The following is a 17,585-nucleotide window of genomic DNA, read 5'->3' on the forward strand; positions in this document are numbered from 1 at the left end:
GCCTAGCTCCGCCGTTATGAGCTTCCTCAATAAGTTCTACTTACAAGTAGGCGATCTGAAGGGGAGGTCATTCGACCTCTTTGTCCCCGACAGGTCGCCTGGGCTTTTCCTTAGCAACTCCAGCAATGTGTAAGTTTCTGCGAGTGCCTTTTCTTTTCTATTTAGCTCTGACTCGAACTTCTTTGATCTGACCTTCTCACTTGCTAGTGCAGATCTGTATTTGGATACCGCTTCACCAGTCTTGTCATTCGCCTTTGAACAGGTAATACGCCAGTCATTTAGCTCTTCTTTTAAGATTCCCTTTGTGCGAAGGTATTCTCCAAGTTGCAACTCAGACATTGTTGCAGTTGCGAGCACGGCTTGGAACTTAGCCTCTGAACTCCATAAACTGGCTGGAGTTCGCTTAGTTGGATCTTGGCGATCTATCTGGTCCTTTAATTCACGATTCCAGATGTAGATAGTTGTCTTTGGTATCTGGACTTGTTTAGCCAAATCGGCGATTGCACCTCTGGGTGCATTGGGATCTGACAACAGCTCCCTCAGCCTCTTGACAACAGCTTCTTTTTGATCCTTGGGATAAGGCTTCATCGTGTTCGATCAAAGTTCTCGCCCTGCATGGTTGGTATTCTATTCGAATAGATGCCAACTCCCTTGACACCTAGGGCACTAGAGAGATCCACCATCTCAAGGTCAGCCTCAGTAGTTCTTGTTTCTTTAGCGGTTGCAACTTCGGAACGAATTGCATACTTAGTGATTGCCAGATCTGCGTATCTGGCAATAATAGGATCTGATTCAAAGAGTGAGGTTACTCCAGAGAGTCTTAGGTAATAGCATTGGCCAGAGCTGGCCACAATGACTTATCCAGGTCCAGTTCGGTCAAGGTCATTACTATACGTTGACGGGGACCTTTTTCACAGCGCTAGGACTCAACGAGTTGGTACTTACTGTAGCTAACGCCGGTCTTTTTATTAACTGTTGGAGTTTCACGGATAAACACAACAACACAATAGCACCATGTCAGAGCTAATGCAAGTCATAATCAAAACTACTCAAAAATTAGGACACTACATTCGCGACTCAAAAAGACCTAATACCCATCTACCAGGGCATCTATAAATCGCCCAAGTCGAAAATCGCCCAAAATCCCCTCAAAAGGGGCCAATTAGGGCGATTTTTCGGGAAATCTGCGAAAGATGTCTTGGGATACTTCAACATCAGTACCGATCCGGCCTTTACCGAAAAGGTCCGCGACATAACTGGGATCTATCTCAATCCCCCTGATGCTGCACTGGTACTATGTATTGACGAAAAGACACAGATCCAGGCGTTGGATAGAACCCAGCCACTGCTTCCCATGAGACCTTTTGTTCCAGAGCGGCAAACACATGACTACAAACGCAACGGCACAACAAATCTCTTTGCAGCACTTGATGTTGCCTCTGGCAAGGTGATCACCAACACCACAAAGGCTCATCGGGCGATCGAGTTCATAGCCTTTTTGGATCAGGTGAAAAAAGAAGTTCCAAAAGAACTCGAAGTCCATATCATCCTGGACAATTATGCAACGCATAAAACCGATGCTGTACGGGCCTGGCTCATAAAAAACCCGAGATTCCACTTCCATTTTACACCCACCTACTCCTCGTGGATGAACCTGGTTGAGAGATGGTTCTCGGAACTGACTACCAAAATGCTCCACACATCCACCCATAAGTCACAAAAGCAACTCGTTGCTTCGATCAACACCTGGGCAGAGCGCTGGAACCAAGACCCAACACCATTTAGGTGGGTAAAGACAGCTGACGAGATATTCGCATCGATGGCAAAGTATCTGGGGAACTAGAACTCAGGGAACTTATGAGAGGGGATACTAGGAGAGAAGTGGAACCTGAAGCTCCGAATCCCAATTGATCCCTATTCAAATATAAGTCGACCGCACCCAGTGCTCCAATAAGGATCACTGGGAATGCGCGCAGTAGATTGTGTTTCATGCTATGGTAGCTCACCTTCACTAGACTTCACAGAAGTACGGACCGATACCGGTATTGCGCGGCCGCTAATTGCGACGGATACAAGACTCTTGATAAGGTTCTAGTTGGCTGGACAGTGTCTTTGGATCGAGCGTGAAAATGTGGATTACCACTCCTTGGAGAGTTCGGGGGCGACACCAAGGCCATCAACCAAGACAACGGGCGTTTGAACAGGTGGCTCCTTTATCCGGATCGCGTGAACACTTGTGGGACGCTTGCGCCACGACAGTGGCGGAGGGGTGCCCCCACAAGTGTTCTTTGCCCTGGACTTCGACCCCAAGCTATCAGAAGGACGCCAGCACCCATCGCTGCACAAGTTGTGAGATCATAAGCCGGCGAACTAACATGTGTCCTCTGATGAGTTAAAAACTGAAGCGACTGACGCCCCAATGTCTTTAGTCGAAACTAGATCCAAGTCATCCAGGTTCTGCCACGCCGGTTGAGCCCTGTGGGTCCACTACGGCTATGCTCCAGTGTGTCCCCTTGGCTGCCTTGATCACAATCTTGGTTGGCCATGGCTGTTTTGCGGGAAGGGTTGCCATCCACCCTCCACCTCCATTGGGCCAATTACACGTTGGATCATCAGCTTCTCCGCCAGGTAGCACTCTAACGAGCAGGGACCCCTTCCCCTTGCAGTTCGCAACAATAGCAAGTAGACCGCCAGGGAGATTCTTAGGATTCTTAGGGCCAAGGTAAACCTGATTAAGGTTGATTATCTTTGGTCCGGTACCAGTTCCAATATAAAACACCACCTTGTCAGCAACAGCAGGGATCAATTTTACGCTTGACACGTCCGATGTATTTCCACAGCTCGCCAGCAAGCCAGCTGCCATAACACAAATCGCAAGATTCGTTAATTTTTTCGAAAGATGATGCTTAAACAAAAGCTGCAAATTATTAGCTCCCATCAGACTCAGTAGGCTCCTGCAAATTTATAGGTGGGCGAATCGTAACGTTGTACGTTATTTGCTTGGTTGCCGCCCCATGCGTTGCAATTTCCCTGTGCAGTGCACAAACGGAATTGGCTGACTACGTAATATTGCCAGTACTCTGACCCCGCCAAGATAGGTCCGTAGCCGCCTGCCGGTAGCGTGAGACTGAAGCCGCTTCCAAGCCCCTCCGTATATGACCAATTGATGTTAAACCCAATTAACGCCGAGATCTCCCCGACGGGGATATTGCCTATGCCTCCGCCAATGCTCGCGCTAGTCGTAATATTTTTATTACATCCATAACTAGCTGGGAACGGTTCAGGTTGGACGTAATTACAGGTCCCCCAGTCGCCAGCGTGCATTCCCTGGTAAACATTTTCAATACTTCGATATTGGTAATAATAATTCTCATTCATAGGTATGGGTTTTTTGGAAATCACACTCTTCCCAGAGACTGTCGAGATATTCGCGCTTTGCGCAGACGCAGCGGTTGCACTAGCGCCAACGGCTGCTGCGCTAACAGCCAATGCCCCCAATCCAACTGCGATCCTTCCTGTTATTCTTCTAATATCCACCGTGAACATCCCCTCTTGCTTATTAGCTATCACGCTGATAGCGTTCGTCGATACGGTGCGTTAAACGAGTTCGCCTATCGTGGATAAGGCCTTGATTTATTGGTTCTGCTATAAATAATTCCATGGCCATCACCACATTCGAAGCCAACATCCGTAGTCATAGAACACTGGTAGTAACGCTAACTATTTATTTTGCGCTCGGCATCTGCTTAAAAGATGATTTTGGGTTTTTCGGGTTTAAATTCCTGGCGGATTACCCTCAAAAGATACCTAGGCCGTGGTTTTTCTGGCTTGCAAAGCAAGTTGAAACAAACTGACATATTCTAGGGTTGGCGGATCTAAAAGCCCCTAGAGCAGCTATCTCAGGTTTCCATTCGAAGGTAAACCCGTAGGATCCGACAGTGCGACCCGGCAACAGATCAAATCCGATTCACGTCAAACATCACTTAGTTGATTCACATACATAAACTGATTGGATGTCTAGCGGTCTATCTTCCTGTAAATCGCTTTCTCTATAGAAAGCATGCGCTTACAGTAGACCATACAAAAGCGGCCATCTAATCGTAAACATTCGGCCAACCCGTTAGAGAGTGACCTCCCGGGCCAATCTGATATTCTGTTGCGCTTTCAGTCGGGCGAAGCAAGGATGCTCCGATAGTTACGGTGCAGCGGGTAGAGATAGACGTCCGTGACAGAGAGAGCGTATTGGTTGTAGCGATCAAGTTTGCCCCGACCTTTGGTTTGCCCGACCCGGATCCAGTTCGCCGCCCGGTAGCTCGCTCCGGTGAACCGGGCAGACTCCACGAAGGTCTCCAAGAGTACAGGTTGGTACCCGTAGGCGAGTTGCCAGTCGCCAGGGAGGCGGCGAGCGACACGGGAGAGGATGTATGAGGCGGGCAACACTTGCCAGTCGATCTGGTCGGAGGTCTCTTCGCCGAAGGCGGCATAAGGTGCCCCGCAACCCGAACAGATTCGCTCGTTGTCTGGTACGTCGTGGATCACTTCGACGGTTTCAAGGGCCGAGTAGTCCCGTCGGCCATGCCCTGGACTCTCTGGTTGTTGCCACGGGGGCGTTTCTCACCTGTGATATCGTCTTTGCCTCTTCTAGGCTCGACTGGCTTACTCTTCTCCTACGAGGTGCCAAAGACGAGCTTTGCGAGAGTCGTCACCTTCTCGGTGAGCGCGCCAATCTGGCCTTCGAGTTCACTAACCCGTGCTCGAAGCTCGGCGTTCTCCGCCTGAAGACGAGCATTATCGCCAGCGAGGCGTTCTGCCTCCGCCTTCCAGTACGCTGACTCGGTTGTATGCAAACTGTCCATGACTACCAGTTAACACTATCTAGCGCTTCGTGTTCAGTCCCTGTTTTCGTCAGGGGTGGTACGGGTTCACCGAACGTTTACATCTAAACAGCTTGTAATATCGAGATATTGGTTTTCATACAGATAATTTGAGATGGCCTTCTCCACAATCTCGGTTTGTGTGACGCATCTCCGCTTTTCTCGGCGCTCATCGACACAACGTTGCTCGAGGTCGCCAATAAGGGCCTCCGGCAATTCAAAGATTTTCTTGGTTCGTGTCAGGTCAGCGAAGGTGCCGTTGCAGGTCCAATATTTGGCATCCTTTTCACTTGAGCTGTTTCATATCCTCCGTCTAGAAAATCCTCCACAGACTCCGTATCGATTCAATTGACGATTTAGTGGATCAGTTATTTGCTACCTGAAAGCTCGCTGTGATTGTTTATCACATCCGAGCTATAGGAGATGGTCTAAGGCGGTTTATCAAAATCGACTGTCTCGAACTGGATTGCACTGGAGCGGAGCGATCAGCAAAAGCTCTGAAATTCGAGACGTTACGACAGACCACTCCCCTAGTCGCCCGAATCTGTTGGCTAGGAAAGTTCATCAAAACCACATTAAATTGATTTAACTTGGCTCAGCCCTGGGTTGCAATAATGATGTCCGCCATTGGCGATATAGTTCTACTTCTTGCTCTTTGTGGTGTCCACCCCGTTTTTCGGAGTGCTTCGAAGAAATAATCTCTGGTGAAGCCAAGCTCGAGCCATCCGTATTTTCGAGTACTCCAAAGCGATAGACCATCAAGACGAAGACCCCAAGGATACGATAGAGCACCTATCGGCTCACTGGCGAAAGCGACGCGGCCTCCCGGGCGAATGACATTGTGCAAACGACGCAGCATATCCAGATGGTCCGAACAGTGATGAAAGGACTCAAAGAAGATAGCGATATCATAGTCATTTCCGGGATCGCACGTCAGCATATCTCCTTGAAGAACTCGAATTGGTGACCCAGCGCGACAGGAAGCTTCTATCAACTTGACAAAGGACGGGTCTATCTCAACTACGGTCACGTCGCAACCGAGCAGAGCGAGCTGTTGCGAAAGGTTCCCCCAGCCTGCACCGAATTCCACTACGCGGTCACCAGGCTTTATTCCGAGTGTCTTGATTATGAAGCCATAGGCAATTAGTTGATCTCCTATCAATCCTGATGACCCTGTTGAGTAGGGGAAGGGGCGCCTGAGCGCAATACCTAGATCAAAGTCCGAATGTTCATTTTCGACACCGTATCTCTCCTTACCAGATACCTGTTCGTAAAGCTTCCACTGAGCATTTTTGTAGGCATTGGAGAATGGATCATCTGGCATTGGCGGCGCAGCAAGTTGGATTCCGTCAAGAAAAAGCCTAGCCTCGTCTTCGGAGCGCTCGAAGAGAGTGGCTGCACGGTCGAAGACCCAGTCGAGGTCCGCAACAGAGTTTATAGTAGTCAACTCGCGCTTAGGTGTAAGGCGGTCATAGAGTTCGTCTGGAAGAAAAAGCAGACCTTTCTCGTAGACGGAGCGTAATCGACGAAGTGAGCTGGTCAAATGCATTCCCCAATCCTAGCAGAGTCAAGAAATGGCCAGCCACAAAACTACAGTGGCTGGATCAACTTTAGACAATGAGAAGCAAGGATGTTTAAGTCCGCTTTAGAGTTAGTCTCCATGCCTTGATCGGTCGGAAGCTCGCCGGAATCTTTTGGAGTTATGGACGATCTTGTTCTAAAAGTGCTTCCAGGCGGTTTTTTTTCCGAGGTCTTCTTTGTCGTGATCGAGGAATATGGGTAAATCGATTTTTGATTATAACTTCCTACCCAGCTTCTCTATTAGTCTTGATTAGTCTTGAAGGAGGCATTGATCCACCCGTTAGAAGATGCCTTTGAATCCTGGAAAGCAATTCGCAGTCGCTCCAAAGTAGAACCGGGTGCTTGTTTCAAAAAGATTTTCGTCAAATGGGGGATAGCAGCACCCTCGAAACTCTCCTGGTCGTTTGCGGACACTTTTTATTGGCAAGTCACGCTCGATCGCCTGAATTTTCTGTCCAGCCGGGTTTAGGAGGAAGGCGTCGTGAGAGCCGAAGTGCAATCTCTTGAATCTCCTCGCCAGAAAGGATTTCACCTTCGGCAATCCTTCTCGCAAGTGTGTTTGGTTCACAAACAAAGACATCTCCGATGAAAAATGGTTTGGCGGACCAACCCCACTTGGCGTCCGTAAAACAAAGAGCGCTCAAAAATTGATACGCCCCGGGTTTAATGGAGACTCCATTATCGCAGAACCAATCGGTTCTCTTGGGTACGCATTAGCGTAGCAGAGACGGATGTCAATACCCCTAAAAGCACGATATTTGATGGAATTTGAGCTGTCTGGCGAACTGGTTGTTTAGATTAAATCTTTAAAATATGGCTGGTTCTTTACTATTTAGGACATCTCTCGCTACCACCAACTTTGTAACAAACAAATCCACAATCACAACAGAAGCATTTGTGGTGATTGTTGACTTAAAATGCTGGGTACATCAAAATACCTACGGGAACTTTGATGGAGCTCTGGATTTAACGATGGAAGGTTAGTTATCGAGATCGACGTGGGCGACTGGTTCGTCACAATGAGGACAAGGACCACCCGTTCCAATACGGGTGCGCTCTCTCTCATTGAGTAGTTGTTCCTTTAGTCTCACCGACATCTATCGAAGCCTGACGTACCCAAGTACGTAGCGTCTCGGGCGTCCTTTACAGCTTCTGAGCAACAGATTGAATAGCTGCCCACTGTGGGGAATACTCACCTCGATGGTCCGTGACCATTCGTATTGCTCGATCACGAACTTCGGGTGAGTACTTCTTTACTCTTGCCATAATGATGACTCCTTAACTGAAAGACTAGGAGCCTCTAAGATTTCCGGGGCGTATCAGTTTATTGTCTCAGTTCCCAGCCTTTGGCAACTAGGGCCGCCCTTGACTTGACCATCAGCTTCTCTCTGAGATGGGCGACGTGTGAACGGACAGTGTTTTCCGAGATATATAGCTGACTGGCTATATCCGCGTTAGTCAGCCCGTTGACTATTAGTGCCAATACATCAAGTTCTCTCGATGAGCACTTGGAGCTTAGCACCTCGGCATTCGTTTTTGGTGCCTCTTTTGTGGCAAGCCCTGTGATCAGACTTCGCAACATCTTAGGCGAAATAAGAGCATCTCCTCGGTGCGCCGTGATGATCGCGTTAAAGAGATCCTGGGGTGGGTCCGACTTGAGGATAAACCCTTGGGCCCCAGCGTTAAGGGCAGCAAGTACCATTTGGTTGAGAGCAAATGTAGTCAAGATCACAATTTCCGGAGGTCCAACAAAACGGTCCTTGATCTGTTTTGTCGTCTCCACTCCAGAGAGTCCGGGCATTGAGATGTCAATAAGGACTACGTCAGGAGTTGCGGCTTCAATGCATGAGATGGCTTCATAGCCATTTTGTGCACTACCTACAACTTCCATATCATCCCGTGAGGAAATGAGGATCGAAATCGAGTCAATAACCACACGTTCGTCATCAACAATTAGGACACGAATCATTGAGCTACCGAGTTGATCCAAGGAATAAAGGCAGTGAAGCTGCCTTTATTCGAATCTGAAACTAAAGAGAAGCCAGCATACCCACCTAGAGATTGGGCTCTTTTTTGACAATTGACGAGTCCGGCCCCTTGGTGGTTTCTCTGGTTGTGAGTATCCATAGGACCATCATCAAGAAGTTCCAGATGAATCCCTTTCGAACTTTTTGATAAAGTAAAAACCCCTTTATTTGATACTGAATGGTTTGAAAGGTTAGTGATTGCCTCTTTTGCTAAATGTATGATTGCATTGCAGATAGTATCTTCGGTGATTATGGTCTGGTCTGGGCATGCAAAACTGATTTCCAGTCCTGCAGAATTTGCCGAAATAACGATTTCTTTGACCAAGGGTACAACATCTTCGAAAGGTTTCGCGATAAGTTGGAGTTGGGATGTACTTTGGTCTTTTGATAAATCTAAGACAAGGTCACTTAAAGATCCCATAGCTGAGCGTGCTCGATGTGCTAATGACTCAAGAACATGGTCAACCGACGAAGGGTCTTTAGCGGTGGTGATCCGAGCCACTTCGATACTCAGCGCCAGCAAGGAAAGATCGTGTCCAAGCAGATCATGTATCTCTGCAGCTATATGTAGGTTGGCAGTGGCCAAACGCTCGGCCTTCTCGGCCTTAACTATCTCAGCAGAAAGTCGATTATTTCTCAAAGTTACTTTTATCAGGTATCCGATCCCAATTGTGGCTCCAACCACAAGGCAAGAGAGAAGTGCTTCAGCTGCCTTTCTTTGCGGCCCAGTGAAAGCAGTTAGTGCGGATGCAACCAGTATCAACAACGATACCGGCAGCCAAACTCTCTGGGGAGCCCTACAGATAAATAAGGCTAACAATGCAAGTGCTGCAAGAGATAGTGGAGTAGGAATATTGCCAACACGGCTAAAAGTAAGAAAGGCGATCCAACAGGTTAACGTGGATGCTAACGGAAATATCTCGAATAGGGCGATTGCCAAAGCTGCAATCACAACTAGGCATGCGCTCAGCAAATCAGGGCTTTTATAACCTAGACGAGCGTCAAGTGGCTGCCACCAAAACCAAGGTTGTCCAGCGGCAACAAGCAGTAGTCCTCCAAGTGCCTCCAGACGGTTGATTCCTCTAAAAGCTCTAGAAATTTGTGGAACCATAAACTTCAGTTTATCTCATTATGATTTGGCAAGCAGAAGAAGTGGCGCCCGTTCATTTGCCGAGAAGCATTCATCAGGAATAATAAGGTCCGACGAATCTTAAAATCATCTTTTGAGCAGATATCAACTTCATAGTAACTATTTAGTCTTATTACCAAGGTTGACTAATTGAAAAGTGGGATCCGATTTGGCGACGATGAGGATGACAGATATTCAACTACAGCCCAAGCGCAGTCAAATGGCTGAGCCCGCTCTCTTTGGCCGGAACTTCAGTTCATGCATCGTAGCGGAGCATTGATAATAAGGGTTTCAACAGTTGGCACAGATATGAGCTATATGTAATGTATTTGCGTGAGTGGGCACTGTCCCAAGGTATACATCTTCAAACGGCATTAAAGTGATATCGTGCCGGTACTTTACCTGTTCCTGCGGGTAAAGTTGGACAGCTTGTATTGGTTGGAGACTTAGAATCTCAACCATCTGCGTCTAAGTCTGTCGTTATATTAGCACGGGTGTCTTCAGCGAACCAGAAGCCAGACTTAGACCGCCAGGTTGCTAGAGTCCTCGCAAGGGGTACGGCAGCCGATACAACGCCGCAGCGGCGACTATTGGGTCGCCGAAGGTCTTCCCCCATAATACAGTGTAAAGCTACGTCGTCAAGAACATTGAGCTGCTCAGGTTTCGCTGCTGGATGAGCCGAAAGAGTGATGAAACAGTGCCGCTAACTCATTCTGCATCGTCTGGTAACTGACCTCGTCGATGGTGAGGAGGCGTGGATCGACAAAGAATCGCATGTTCACCGCCCATCTCACCTAGATTGCTGCGCGATGACACTGGCGACTCCACTCCTCCCATGGCTAAGCCATACAAACGCTGATTGTAGAAGTTCAAGGTACCGAGATACTAGATAATCCAATACCTAACATTTGACCCAACAAATCCCACGCTTTCAGTCTCACTGAGTCGCACTCTGCTTTATCTCACGGAGCTAGTTCATACCTTGACGTGCCTAGGCGTAAACTGTCTGAAACCCCGTACTGTTCAATGGAATACTATCCATCTGTCGCTGGCAACAATGTTATGCTGCGCGGACAAGTTCGTGATGTAAAGCCAGGTATTTGGATTCCACAAAGGGTGCCTTGTGCGCAAATTAGGCTGAGGATATCTCAAATGGAATTTCATCCGGCGATTCAATGAGTCAGATAGCCAGATCCTTAGGTAGATCTCCTTCTACTGTTACAAGAGAGATAAAGGCTAATGGTGGGCGTGATTCGTCTCGAATCTGGCCAGCCCCATCTCAAAGCCCATTTCGAAACATAGGGCAATACCAAGCAGTCTAAGGCGTCAAAACTCACCTACAAGGCCCGAGGTTTTAAAGTGACATTGTTTCCAGGTAACATCATGACTTGAGGAACTGTGGTCCCAGCGAGAGATCGCTAACCGGCTTCGAGTGGACTTTGTAGATAATGAGGTAATGCAAGTGAGCCACGAGACGATTTATAAGACCCTCTACATGCAGGGTCGTGGTGAACTTAGAAAATAAACTTGCTTCGTGGCAGATATCAGGAAAAACTAGGGCGTGCCACAAGGGGACAACCAAAAAAGAGCGGTCCGATTGCTGATATGGTGATGATCTCCAGCCGTCCCGCAGAAGCAGACGATCGTGTTCTTCCTGGCCACTTCGAAAGGTGATCTAATCATTGGCAAGGGCGGAAAGGGTGCTGTTGGAACTCTAGTGGATCACTGCAGGTGCTTGTCTTGTTATTGCCTGTTCAAAATGACATCAGTGCAGTTGTGCTCGAGAGAGCTCTGACCAAGGCGATCCAAACTCTTCCTTCTGGGTTGATTAAATCCATCGCTTGGGACCAAGGGTCGGAACTAGCCAGGCATAAAAACTTCTCTTTAGCTACCGGGATACCCGTATTCTTGCTTGATCCACATTCGCCTTGGCTAAGAGGGTCAATCAAGAACACCAACGGACTGTTACGTCAGTACTTGCCAAAGGGAACTGACTTGAAAAAGTACTCAGGCGATGACTTGAGAATGATACAAAGAAGTCTCAGTGCAAGGCCTAGAAAGACTCATGGCTATGGATGCCGGAGGAGAGGCTAAGCGAACTCGTTGCCCGCTCTAGTTGAATTCGCCGACACCTATTAAGGTCATGTAAAACATTTCCTTGGCTTAGTAGCGGTGAATGGTTTCTAGAGCCCATGCATCCAGTGCCGAAGCGAATCCTAGGTGATCCATCCGTCATGTGAGAATCGTAACCAGAATATAATTGGGAGGATTTTCATGAAGGATGAAAATACGCACCAGATCGAACATCCTTGTGGCGAGGGGTCAGCTGGTTCGGTTACTGATAAACCTCTCGGTGGTGGCCAATGATAATAACCACAACTAGCAGGACTCCGTCATCGATTGTATAAAGGATCCGGTAGTCTCCAGCTTTGAGCCGATAACCTTCACGACCCCGAAGCTGCCGTGAGGCAGGGGGACGCGGATCTCGAGCGAGAAGCTCGATCACTCCCTGAATTCTAGGTTGAAAGGAGTGGTCAATCTTTCGAAGTTCGCGAAGTGCCGCAGGCCTAAATTCAATTAGATACTTGCTCACAACCAGCCGAGATCTCGCTTTACTTGCTCCCAGGGGATATTGTTTTCCTCTTCAGCCAAAGCGATGTCAAACGCGGTAACATCATGAGACTCTTCGAGCGCTTCGAGCATTTCGTCGTATTGACTAGGGCTGATCACGACTGCCGCGCGCCGTCCGTAGAGTTCAAGTTCTACCGGCTCAGTTTGGGCAATCTCGACCACTTCCGAGAGTCTCTCGCGTGCTTTGCTTACAGATATTTTGACCATAAGAATATTGTACAAATTATCTATGATGGGCCGATGTCGGCTATCCAGACACTTAGGGCGAGTGGCAAATTCAGCATTGGTGATTATGACTCGGTCGCTTTTAGCTTTCAATTTCATCGAGACGGTTATCTACGATCAAGTCGGTTAATTTAGCATCCCTTATTTTGACTTTTAATTTAGCACTAGAAATGTCAACTAATCGTTGCACCTACCAGTTGAACCCAAGGTTATCGTTAGTTTCAGGGTTTTACAACCACAGAGGTGCGCTCCGGATGTGATGGCCATGGGGATGATTTATAGTAAAACCATTAAATCAAGGGCTTATTCGCAGTAGGGAAGTCGTTTGAGGTGCCGTATTGACGAACGTTCTCAGTATGGTAATAAATAACCAAGTGGAGATGTCCGCAGTGGATATCAAATGAATAGAAGGAAGGATCGGAGTCGGGTTGGGTTCGAATGGTTGCACCTAGTTTCAAGGGTATTTCCAGTGATCTGACGGATGTTTCATCTAAAACGGGAGTGCAAAGAAGAGCTTGGTTTTAGGGGAGGGAAGAATGAAAGTTAATAGAGCATTGATTGCTGAAATAGTGTTGTCCGGCAAAGCTATCGTCATAATTTTTACGGTGACTGTCCTGGCTTCACTCTACACGGGACTTGTATCCTGGAGCCTCCATTCCAAGTTTGCTGAGGAGCGTTCCCCGGTACTGATGTGACGCCGTGCAGGAGGTGAGCGAGGCTGAAGAGCAAAGAGTCGCGCTGCTCGTTACTCCTCTTCAAAGAGACGCCAGGTGGTGATCTGGGGGAACTAGTTTGGTCGCTGCATCAATCGTCGCTGAGGTATGGTTGCTAGTTAGCGTTTCACCTCATCTTTGGAGTTGGGAATTGGAGTCCGCATTTTAGCGAGGCTGAAATGAAAAAAAAGGGGGTGGATGCAAAGATAGGCTAAACGGGCCGTGTGCCGACTTTGTTCGTCGCTGCGCCTGGTCCGCTTCAGGTACCGGTTCTTGAATGATAGAAAATGGAACTCCATTTCAGGCGATAGCGTCTTCGATTGATGATACGACATCGTTGGGATTTTCAACTTCTATTACCAGCCTGGTAAAATCTTCCTCGGCAAGCTCTATGACAACGGCTTTTGCAGGATTGTGTACCTCCCAAAAGACTTTTTCGCCTTTGTGGTAGAAAGTTCCCGCATATAGAAGTCCGGGAATAGAGGTGCCTGGAGCCCGAAGTCCTCTCGGCATGCTAAAAGCGCCGGGATCGGCGGTTACCCCACGAACATGATTGAGAGGAATGACGAGCTCGTTGCGCAGCGCCAGAACTTTACCAATTCCTTTAACTTGCAAAATTAGATCGCCATCTTTGATTGACACTATGACCATTCCAACTCCTTATTGATTAATTGGCATATCAGCTCGAAGCACCAAGCGCGCGAACAGCATTTCTGCAGGGCTTTGCTGCTGGCATTTCGCCAGTACTTGTAGCGCTTGGACAATCAAACCTGCGACTTCCTTATCTGTACGAGCACGTTCCCACATCGCCACTATGAGCAGATCCTCAAGTAGTGATATGTCTGTGAGTAGGTCGCTACACAGCGAATGTACTTGCTCGGATAGACAAGCTCGAAACAGGCCAGCCTTGCTAGCAAAGGCTTGATAGATGCTTCCTCGTAGTAGACCAGTTCCTTCCACCAGCTGGTCAATTGAAGTGCCAGAATAGCCAAACTGTGCAAAGACTTGCGTGGCACCCAGTAGTACTTGTTCATTGTCAAATTCACGCTTACGGGCCATAGTTTTAATATACACCATTATTGAACGATCAGTCAAGAATTATCTATCGTATTTTAAATCATCGAGAATATGAGCATGAAATGGTTTCATCCTCGGCCCTTTGTCCATTAGCTCACAAAGGAGTAGGTCGCAGCGTTGAGTGGTAGACCGTGGTGGTTCCAATTATTTTGTACGTGAGAGTATCCCTTGTGAAGGAGATTATTTTGAGTGTTCCTTTGACCTTCGGTCAGACGAGGACCTCGGTATTGTTGTGCAGGTCAGGTACTATGACACTAGTGGCAGGACTAATCACTTGGGTTTCGGTATTTATACATAGGTCAACTCCCTCCAAGGCGATTGCAGTATCGCTGCCTGCCGTAACGCCGATCAAAGTATTTCCGACCCAACCTTGCCATTGATTCTCCTTCTAAAACGGCGGGGTAAAAGCACTCGGAGTATTCTGCAAGGAGACTGGAACGATCTTGGCGACCTTAGGTCCGAAAGTTACGACACCCGCATACGACCCATTTGCATCTTTGAGGAACCCAGGAGTATTCGGTGAAACATAGGGTTTCCTTGGTGGCTTGGACCTTGCAAGGGCCACTTCTTCCTGTGGTAGATACCACGCGCATTCAACTTCTGATTAGGCTAGCCCGCAGGTGCTGCTTTGATGGTTACACCGTCGATTCATAGTGTCCGGCTGGTTTATATAACTGACCGACTGGACAGTATTGCGGTGGTGACGTCACGTTAGGAAAGGTGACATTCTTAGGTGGGATCGCATGCAGAATTGTTGGAGTGGTACCCGAGGGGCGACCGGCAATGCGAAGAATATCCCAGTAGCAGCTAGTAACACAACAAGTCCGGCGATAATGGTGGCGTCTCGAGCTCACCTCGAAGGTTGATTCGTTCGATAAGGCGCCTTTTCTGTAGTAAATAATTTTTGACGCTCTAAATATTGTTGCTGGTAACGAATATGGGGGACCCTGACAATCTCGCTCAGGATAGCGATGCCGTCGGTTAGTCTCCAATGCGGCTCGTGTCAAATCTAAGTTAGAAAATACGCGGTATTATTGCCATTCGCTAGCGACTGCTTAGCGCGTTCTACACATCTTCGTGAGGGGTCCTGCGGTGACGAGGGCTCTTGCTACAGGGGGCGGGGATCTAAGGCGGTAAATTGAAGCTCGGAGGACGCCGTCTCGCCCCTAACTTTGACATTATAACCAAAACCCGTTCCATTATTCGCCGGATAACCGACGATGAAGACCTTGGCGGAGATGAATCATCATGTTTGGGTCATGCTGCCATGGTCTAGTTTCTTCGAGTGTTTGGGCAGAGCGATTTTTGGAATGACGACTCACCGCTCAATCCAGACGAAAGGATTCTCGTCTCAATCCACTCTGATTCTTGAGATGTTCTTCGAATCCACCGTGCGGCGGATTTCACTTAGAAGGCAATTGTGCAATTTCTAATTCGACTCTTTCAGGTGGTATTTTTTGACTCAGAATGCAAGTACTATGCCTTGTTCGGCCTTAAGTGCGGAGCTTAAAATCCAAAACGGGTAAAAATCCACTTATGTAATTGTCGCCTAGAAGGCATCAAAGAACTACCAGTTCATCGATAGATGTGGCGTTACTGTTACGATTGTGTAGATCCTATGGAGATAGGCAGGGTCATTGGTTCGGTCCACTTCCTCTAAATGTCGCATATCCAGGCGTAGAGAGTCCCATCGCCACCCCAAGGACATGCCAGAAATTGGGCGATTGTTCAACCCAGCGGATCGCTCCGATGCCTTTAACCGACGCGCACCCTGTTGAGTCAATCGTCACTTTTGGGAATTCTCGGTCGCCGGCAAAGAATGCTAAACGATAGGTGATACCGAAGTCAGCAGGACAGTTGATAGAGCCACTTGGCATTTTTGGCAACGCGCAGAGCGCTCTGGCCACATTACGCACCAATATGGCATTAGATACAGCGACGTTGGTGGGAAACGAAAAGCGCATGTGATTCTGGGGAAAAGCGTCGCTACGGCGGACAGTCAGTCGGTCTAAGGTGGCAACAGACTGGCAAAGCGCTGAGGGAGATGCCAGCGGTCCTTGAGATGGAGATTGAGGAGTTCCTGTAGTTTTCGAATTGTTGCAAGCTGCGAGAAGTAACGGCCCAAAGAGCATTGTGATCTTCGCCAATTGAATTCTCCTTCGCCGGTTGTCTCTTCGACGCTCCAAGTCCATACCCTCCATTTGCCTCCTTAGTTCGATATCCCTCATGCAGATATGCCAGCTCACATTAATAGCGGATCAATTAAATGGGAGCCTTCCAGTATTTCGTGGCGGTGTTTCTCATTTAGAATAGCAAGGAGGTTTCACTTTATCACAGATTGCGACCTTTCTGTAGGTGGCTTATCCCAATTGGAATCAGTGGAAGTACTTCAAGACATACTGCCCTAAAGTGGGTTTAGGGCGTTAACTGTGGAAAGTTAACTTCTAAATCAGATTAATCCTCTGGTTTTGGTCCATAGAGATGAGGGTTGATTCGTCTAATGGCTCCTTGGGCGACTAGTCATAACCAGTTAGAGATCTTTAAAAGTCATTAGGTGGGTGTTTGGGTTCGCCATTGGCGAACCCAAACACCCACCTAATCGCATAACACTCTGAAATGCTCCAATGAGCCCTTTTAATTTCTTGTAAGGTGTGTTAATCTTCTCATGACATGCTTACACCCGAGGAACTCGCCACTATTGAAGCATTCATGGCGAAGACTGAAAACATCGACGAATATAAGCGGGCGCTGGCAGTTCTCACCCTTGAAGATGGGAGTCCCCTCAACAGGACAGGCCTCTCTGTCAAGCATGTACAGCGAATTCGACGGTCATTCCGCAGCATTGGCACTGAGGCATTCAAGGACAAGCGCCATAACAACGCTCCGGTACTTCTCTCAAAGTCTCAAAGAGATGAAGTGGCAATCATGCTCACGACTACAACTCCCAATGACCACGGCTATAGCAGTTCCCCGTTTTGGTCAACACGGATCCTGGCTACAGTACTCAAGCGCAGATACGGTGTTCTCTATGCCTCTAGGACTAGCTATTACGTTCTGTTTCGGGAAAGTAAGTTCAGCTTCCATCTGCCGGGCAAACAGTACGAGAAGGCTGATCCACAAGCGGTAGCTGAATGGAAAGACGAGCAGCAAGAACGTCTGAAAGAGGCATTCTCTGATCCAGATACGGTGATTCTCTGTGAAGACGAGATGGTTCTCACTCAGGCGACAACTACTCAGAAAGTGTGGATACCGAAAGGAACCACACCAGCTGTAATTGAGACCAATGGAACCAGAATGAACCGGAGCATCTATGGGTTTTTAAACCTCA

21 protein-coding genes and 1 pseudogene are annotated in these 17,585 nt (G+C 48.1%); 6 read left to right on the forward strand and 16 right to left on the reverse strand.

Features of this window, described 5'->3' with window-relative positions; genetic code table 11:
* Nucleotides 1–36: 36 nt before the first annotated feature.
* Both AXFE_RS17090 and AXFE_RS17095 read right to left on the reverse strand, forming a co-directional pair.
* Nucleotides 37–588 (reverse strand): hypothetical protein, encoded by a 552-nt coding sequence (locus AXFE_RS17090; protein ID WP_052606742.1) that lies wholly within the window; start codon nucleotides 586–588, stop codon nucleotides 37–39.
* On the reverse strand, nucleotides 585–851 hold the full coding sequence (locus AXFE_RS17095; protein ID WP_052607119.1) for a TATA binding protein associated factor 10: 267 nt from the start codon (nucleotides 849–851) through the stop codon (nucleotides 585–587). The genes AXFE_RS17090 and AXFE_RS17095 overlap by 4 nt, the downstream gene beginning before the upstream one ends.
* A gap of 347 nt (nucleotides 852–1,198) precedes the next feature.
* Here AXFE_RS17095 and AXFE_RS17100 point away from each other — a divergent pair, with 347 nt between their 5' ends.
* A complete protein-coding gene (locus AXFE_RS17100; RefSeq protein ID WP_052607120.1) occupies nucleotides 1,199–1,843 on the forward strand; it encodes an IS630 family transposase in 645 nt (214 codons plus the stop codon).
* A 603-nt stretch (nucleotides 1,844–2,446) separates the two neighbouring features.
* Here AXFE_RS17100 and AXFE_RS17105 read toward each other — a convergent pair.
* From AXFE_RS17105 to AXFE_RS17145, 8 genes and pseudogenes are all read right to left on the reverse strand, one after another.
* Nucleotides 2,447–2,938 (reverse strand): hypothetical protein, encoded by a 492-nt coding sequence (locus AXFE_RS17105; RefSeq protein WP_052607121.1) that lies wholly within the window; start codon nucleotides 2,936–2,938, stop codon nucleotides 2,447–2,449.
* Between the two features lie 5 nt (nucleotides 2,939–2,943).
* Nucleotides 2,944–3,570, reverse strand: coding sequence for a hypothetical protein (locus AXFE_RS17110; RefSeq protein WP_160291924.1), 627 nt, complete (start codon nucleotides 3,568–3,570; stop codon nucleotides 2,944–2,946).
* A gap of 594 nt (nucleotides 3,571–4,164) precedes the next feature.
* Nucleotides 4,165–4,539, reverse strand: coding sequence for a Druantia anti-phage system protein DruA (locus AXFE_RS18795; RefSeq protein WP_082058876.1), 375 nt, complete (start codon nucleotides 4,537–4,539; stop codon nucleotides 4,165–4,167).
* Between the two features lie 128 nt (nucleotides 4,540–4,667).
* Complete coding sequence (locus AXFE_RS17125) at nucleotides 4,668–4,856, reverse strand: hypothetical protein (protein WP_052607125.1); 189 nt, start codon at nucleotides 4,854–4,856, stop codon at nucleotides 4,668–4,670.
* 613 nt (nucleotides 4,857–5,469) lie between these two features.
* Nucleotides 5,470–6,423: a class I SAM-dependent methyltransferase gene (locus AXFE_RS17130; RefSeq protein ID WP_052607126.1), complete on the reverse strand. Its 954-nt coding sequence runs from the start codon at nucleotides 6,421–6,423 to the stop codon at nucleotides 5,470–5,472.
* A gap of 1,100 nt (nucleotides 6,424–7,523) precedes the next feature.
* Nucleotides 7,524–7,721 (reverse strand): annotated as a pseudogene (locus tag AXFE_RS21730) (transposase); the annotation flags it as partial.
* Nucleotides 7,722–7,779: 58 nt separating this feature from the next.
* Entirely contained in the window at nucleotides 7,780–8,424 is a 645-nt protein-coding gene (locus AXFE_RS17140; RefSeq protein ID WP_052607128.1) for a response regulator, read from the reverse strand.
* Entirely contained in the window at nucleotides 8,421–9,593 is a 1,173-nt protein-coding gene (locus tag AXFE_RS17145; protein ID WP_052607129.1) for a sensor histidine kinase, read from the reverse strand. The genes AXFE_RS17140 and AXFE_RS17145 overlap by 4 nt, the downstream gene beginning before the upstream one ends.
* A 1,163-nt stretch (nucleotides 9,594–10,756) precedes the next feature.
* Between AXFE_RS17145 and AXFE_RS21735 the strand changes: the two genes are divergently transcribed.
* Together AXFE_RS21735 and AXFE_RS21740 are read left to right on the forward strand one after the other, a co-directional pair.
* Nucleotides 10,757–10,933: a helix-turn-helix domain-containing protein gene (locus AXFE_RS21735; RefSeq protein ID WP_407071696.1), complete on the forward strand. Its 177-nt coding sequence runs from the start codon at nucleotides 10,757–10,759 to the stop codon at nucleotides 10,931–10,933.
* A gap of 409 nt (nucleotides 10,934–11,342) precedes the next feature.
* Entirely contained in the window at nucleotides 11,343–11,705 is a 363-nt protein-coding gene (locus tag AXFE_RS21740; protein ID WP_160291925.1) for an IS30 family transposase, read from the forward strand.
* A 241-nt stretch (nucleotides 11,706–11,946) separates the two neighbouring features.
* Here AXFE_RS21740 and AXFE_RS17155 read toward each other — a convergent pair whose 3' ends face one another.
* From AXFE_RS17155 to AXFE_RS20205, 5 genes are all read right to left on the reverse strand, one after another.
* Entirely contained in the window at nucleotides 11,947–12,204 is a 258-nt protein-coding gene (locus AXFE_RS17155) for a type II toxin-antitoxin system RelE family toxin (protein WP_052607131.1), read from the reverse strand.
* Nucleotides 12,201–12,449, reverse strand: coding sequence for a type II toxin-antitoxin system prevent-host-death family antitoxin (locus AXFE_RS17160; protein ID WP_052607135.1), 249 nt, complete (start codon nucleotides 12,447–12,449; stop codon nucleotides 12,201–12,203). The genes AXFE_RS17155 and AXFE_RS17160 overlap by 4 nt, the downstream gene beginning before the upstream one ends.
* Nucleotides 12,450–13,480: 1,031 nt before the next feature.
* Nucleotides 13,481–13,831 carry a hypothetical protein gene (locus AXFE_RS17165; protein WP_052607132.1) on the reverse strand — a complete coding sequence of 117 codons (351 nt, stop codon included), beginning with the start codon at nucleotides 13,829–13,831 and terminating at the stop codon, nucleotides 13,481–13,483.
* A gap of 9 nt (nucleotides 13,832–13,840) precedes the next feature.
* Nucleotides 13,841–14,239: a TetR/AcrR family transcriptional regulator gene (locus tag AXFE_RS17170; protein WP_160291926.1), complete on the reverse strand. Its 399-nt coding sequence runs from the start codon at nucleotides 14,237–14,239 to the stop codon at nucleotides 13,841–13,843.
* 406 nt (nucleotides 14,240–14,645) lie between these two features.
* Nucleotides 14,646–14,822: a hypothetical protein gene (locus tag AXFE_RS20205; RefSeq protein WP_160291927.1), complete on the reverse strand. Its 177-nt coding sequence runs from the start codon at nucleotides 14,820–14,822 to the stop codon at nucleotides 14,646–14,648.
* Nucleotides 14,823–15,000: 178 nt separating this feature from the next.
* Between AXFE_RS20205 and AXFE_RS21150 the strand changes: the two genes are divergently transcribed.
* On the forward strand, nucleotides 15,001–15,123 hold the full coding sequence (locus AXFE_RS21150; protein ID WP_268749168.1) for a hypothetical protein: 123 nt from the start codon (nucleotides 15,001–15,003) through the stop codon (nucleotides 15,121–15,123).
* Nucleotides 15,124–15,395: 272 nt separating this feature from the next.
* The gene (locus AXFE_RS20210; RefSeq protein WP_160291928.1) at nucleotides 15,396–15,533 is read left to right on the forward strand and encodes a hypothetical protein; all 138 of its coding nucleotides are present in this window, start codon (nucleotides 15,396–15,398) and stop codon (nucleotides 15,531–15,533) included.
* 358 nt (nucleotides 15,534–15,891) lie between these two features.
* Here the strand turns inward: AXFE_RS20210 and AXFE_RS17175 are convergent, their stop codons facing one another.
* Complete coding sequence (locus AXFE_RS17175) at nucleotides 15,892–16,449, reverse strand: hypothetical protein (RefSeq protein ID WP_152626197.1); 558 nt, start codon at nucleotides 16,447–16,449, stop codon at nucleotides 15,892–15,894.
* 478 nt (nucleotides 16,450–16,927) lie between these two features.
* Between AXFE_RS17175 and AXFE_RS17180 the strand changes: the two genes are divergently transcribed.
* Nucleotides 16,928–17,585, forward strand: a 658-nt coding sequence (locus tag AXFE_RS17180) for a winged helix-turn-helix domain-containing protein (RefSeq protein WP_152626198.1), incomplete at its 3' end; no start/stop codon positions are given.

This window comes from Acidithrix ferrooxidans (assembly GCF_000949295.1).
In the GTDB taxonomy this organism is placed as follows: Bacteria; Actinomycetota; Acidimicrobiia; order Acidimicrobiales; family Acidimicrobiaceae; genus Acidithrix; species Acidithrix ferrooxidans.

Coding starts and splice junctions, on each gene's coding strand:
- AXFE_RS17175 (WP_152626197.1), bottom strand. CDS start 16,449: ATGGACTTGGAGCGTCGAAGAGACAACCGGCGAAGGAGAATTCAATTG.
- AXFE_RS21150 (WP_268749168.1), top strand. CDS start 15,001: ATGCAGAATTGTTGGAGTGGTACCCGAGGGGCGACCGGCAATGCGAAG.
- AXFE_RS17125 (WP_052607125.1), bottom strand. CDS start 4,856: ATGGACAGTTTGCATACAACCGAGTCAGCGTACTGGAAGGCGGAGGCA.
- AXFE_RS17105 (WP_052607121.1), bottom strand. CDS start 2,938: ATGGGAGCTAATAATTTGCAGCTTTTGTTTAAGCATCATCTTTCGAAA.
- AXFE_RS17170 (WP_160291926.1), bottom strand. CDS start 14,239: ATGGCCCGTAAGCGTGAATTTGACAATGAACAAGTACTACTGGGTGCC.
- AXFE_RS17130 (WP_052607126.1), bottom strand. CDS start 6,423: ATGCATTTGACCAGCTCACTTCGTCGATTACGCTCCGTCTACGAGAAA.
- AXFE_RS17090 (WP_052606742.1), bottom strand. CDS start 588: ATGAAGCCTTATCCCAAGGATCAAAAAGAAGCTGTTGTCAAGAGGCTG.
- AXFE_RS17165 (WP_052607132.1), bottom strand. CDS start 13,831: ATGGTCATAGTGTCAATCAAAGATGGCGATCTAATTTTGCAAGTTAAA.
- AXFE_RS17160 (WP_052607135.1), bottom strand. CDS start 12,449: ATGGTCAAAATATCTGTAAGCAAAGCACGCGAGAGACTCTCGGAAGTG.
- AXFE_RS17140 (WP_052607128.1), bottom strand. CDS start 8,424: ATGATTCGTGTCCTAATTGTTGATGACGAACGTGTGGTTATTGACTCG.
- AXFE_RS17145 (WP_052607129.1), bottom strand. CDS start 9,593: ATGGTTCCACAAATTTCTAGAGCTTTTAGAGGAATCAACCGTCTGGAG.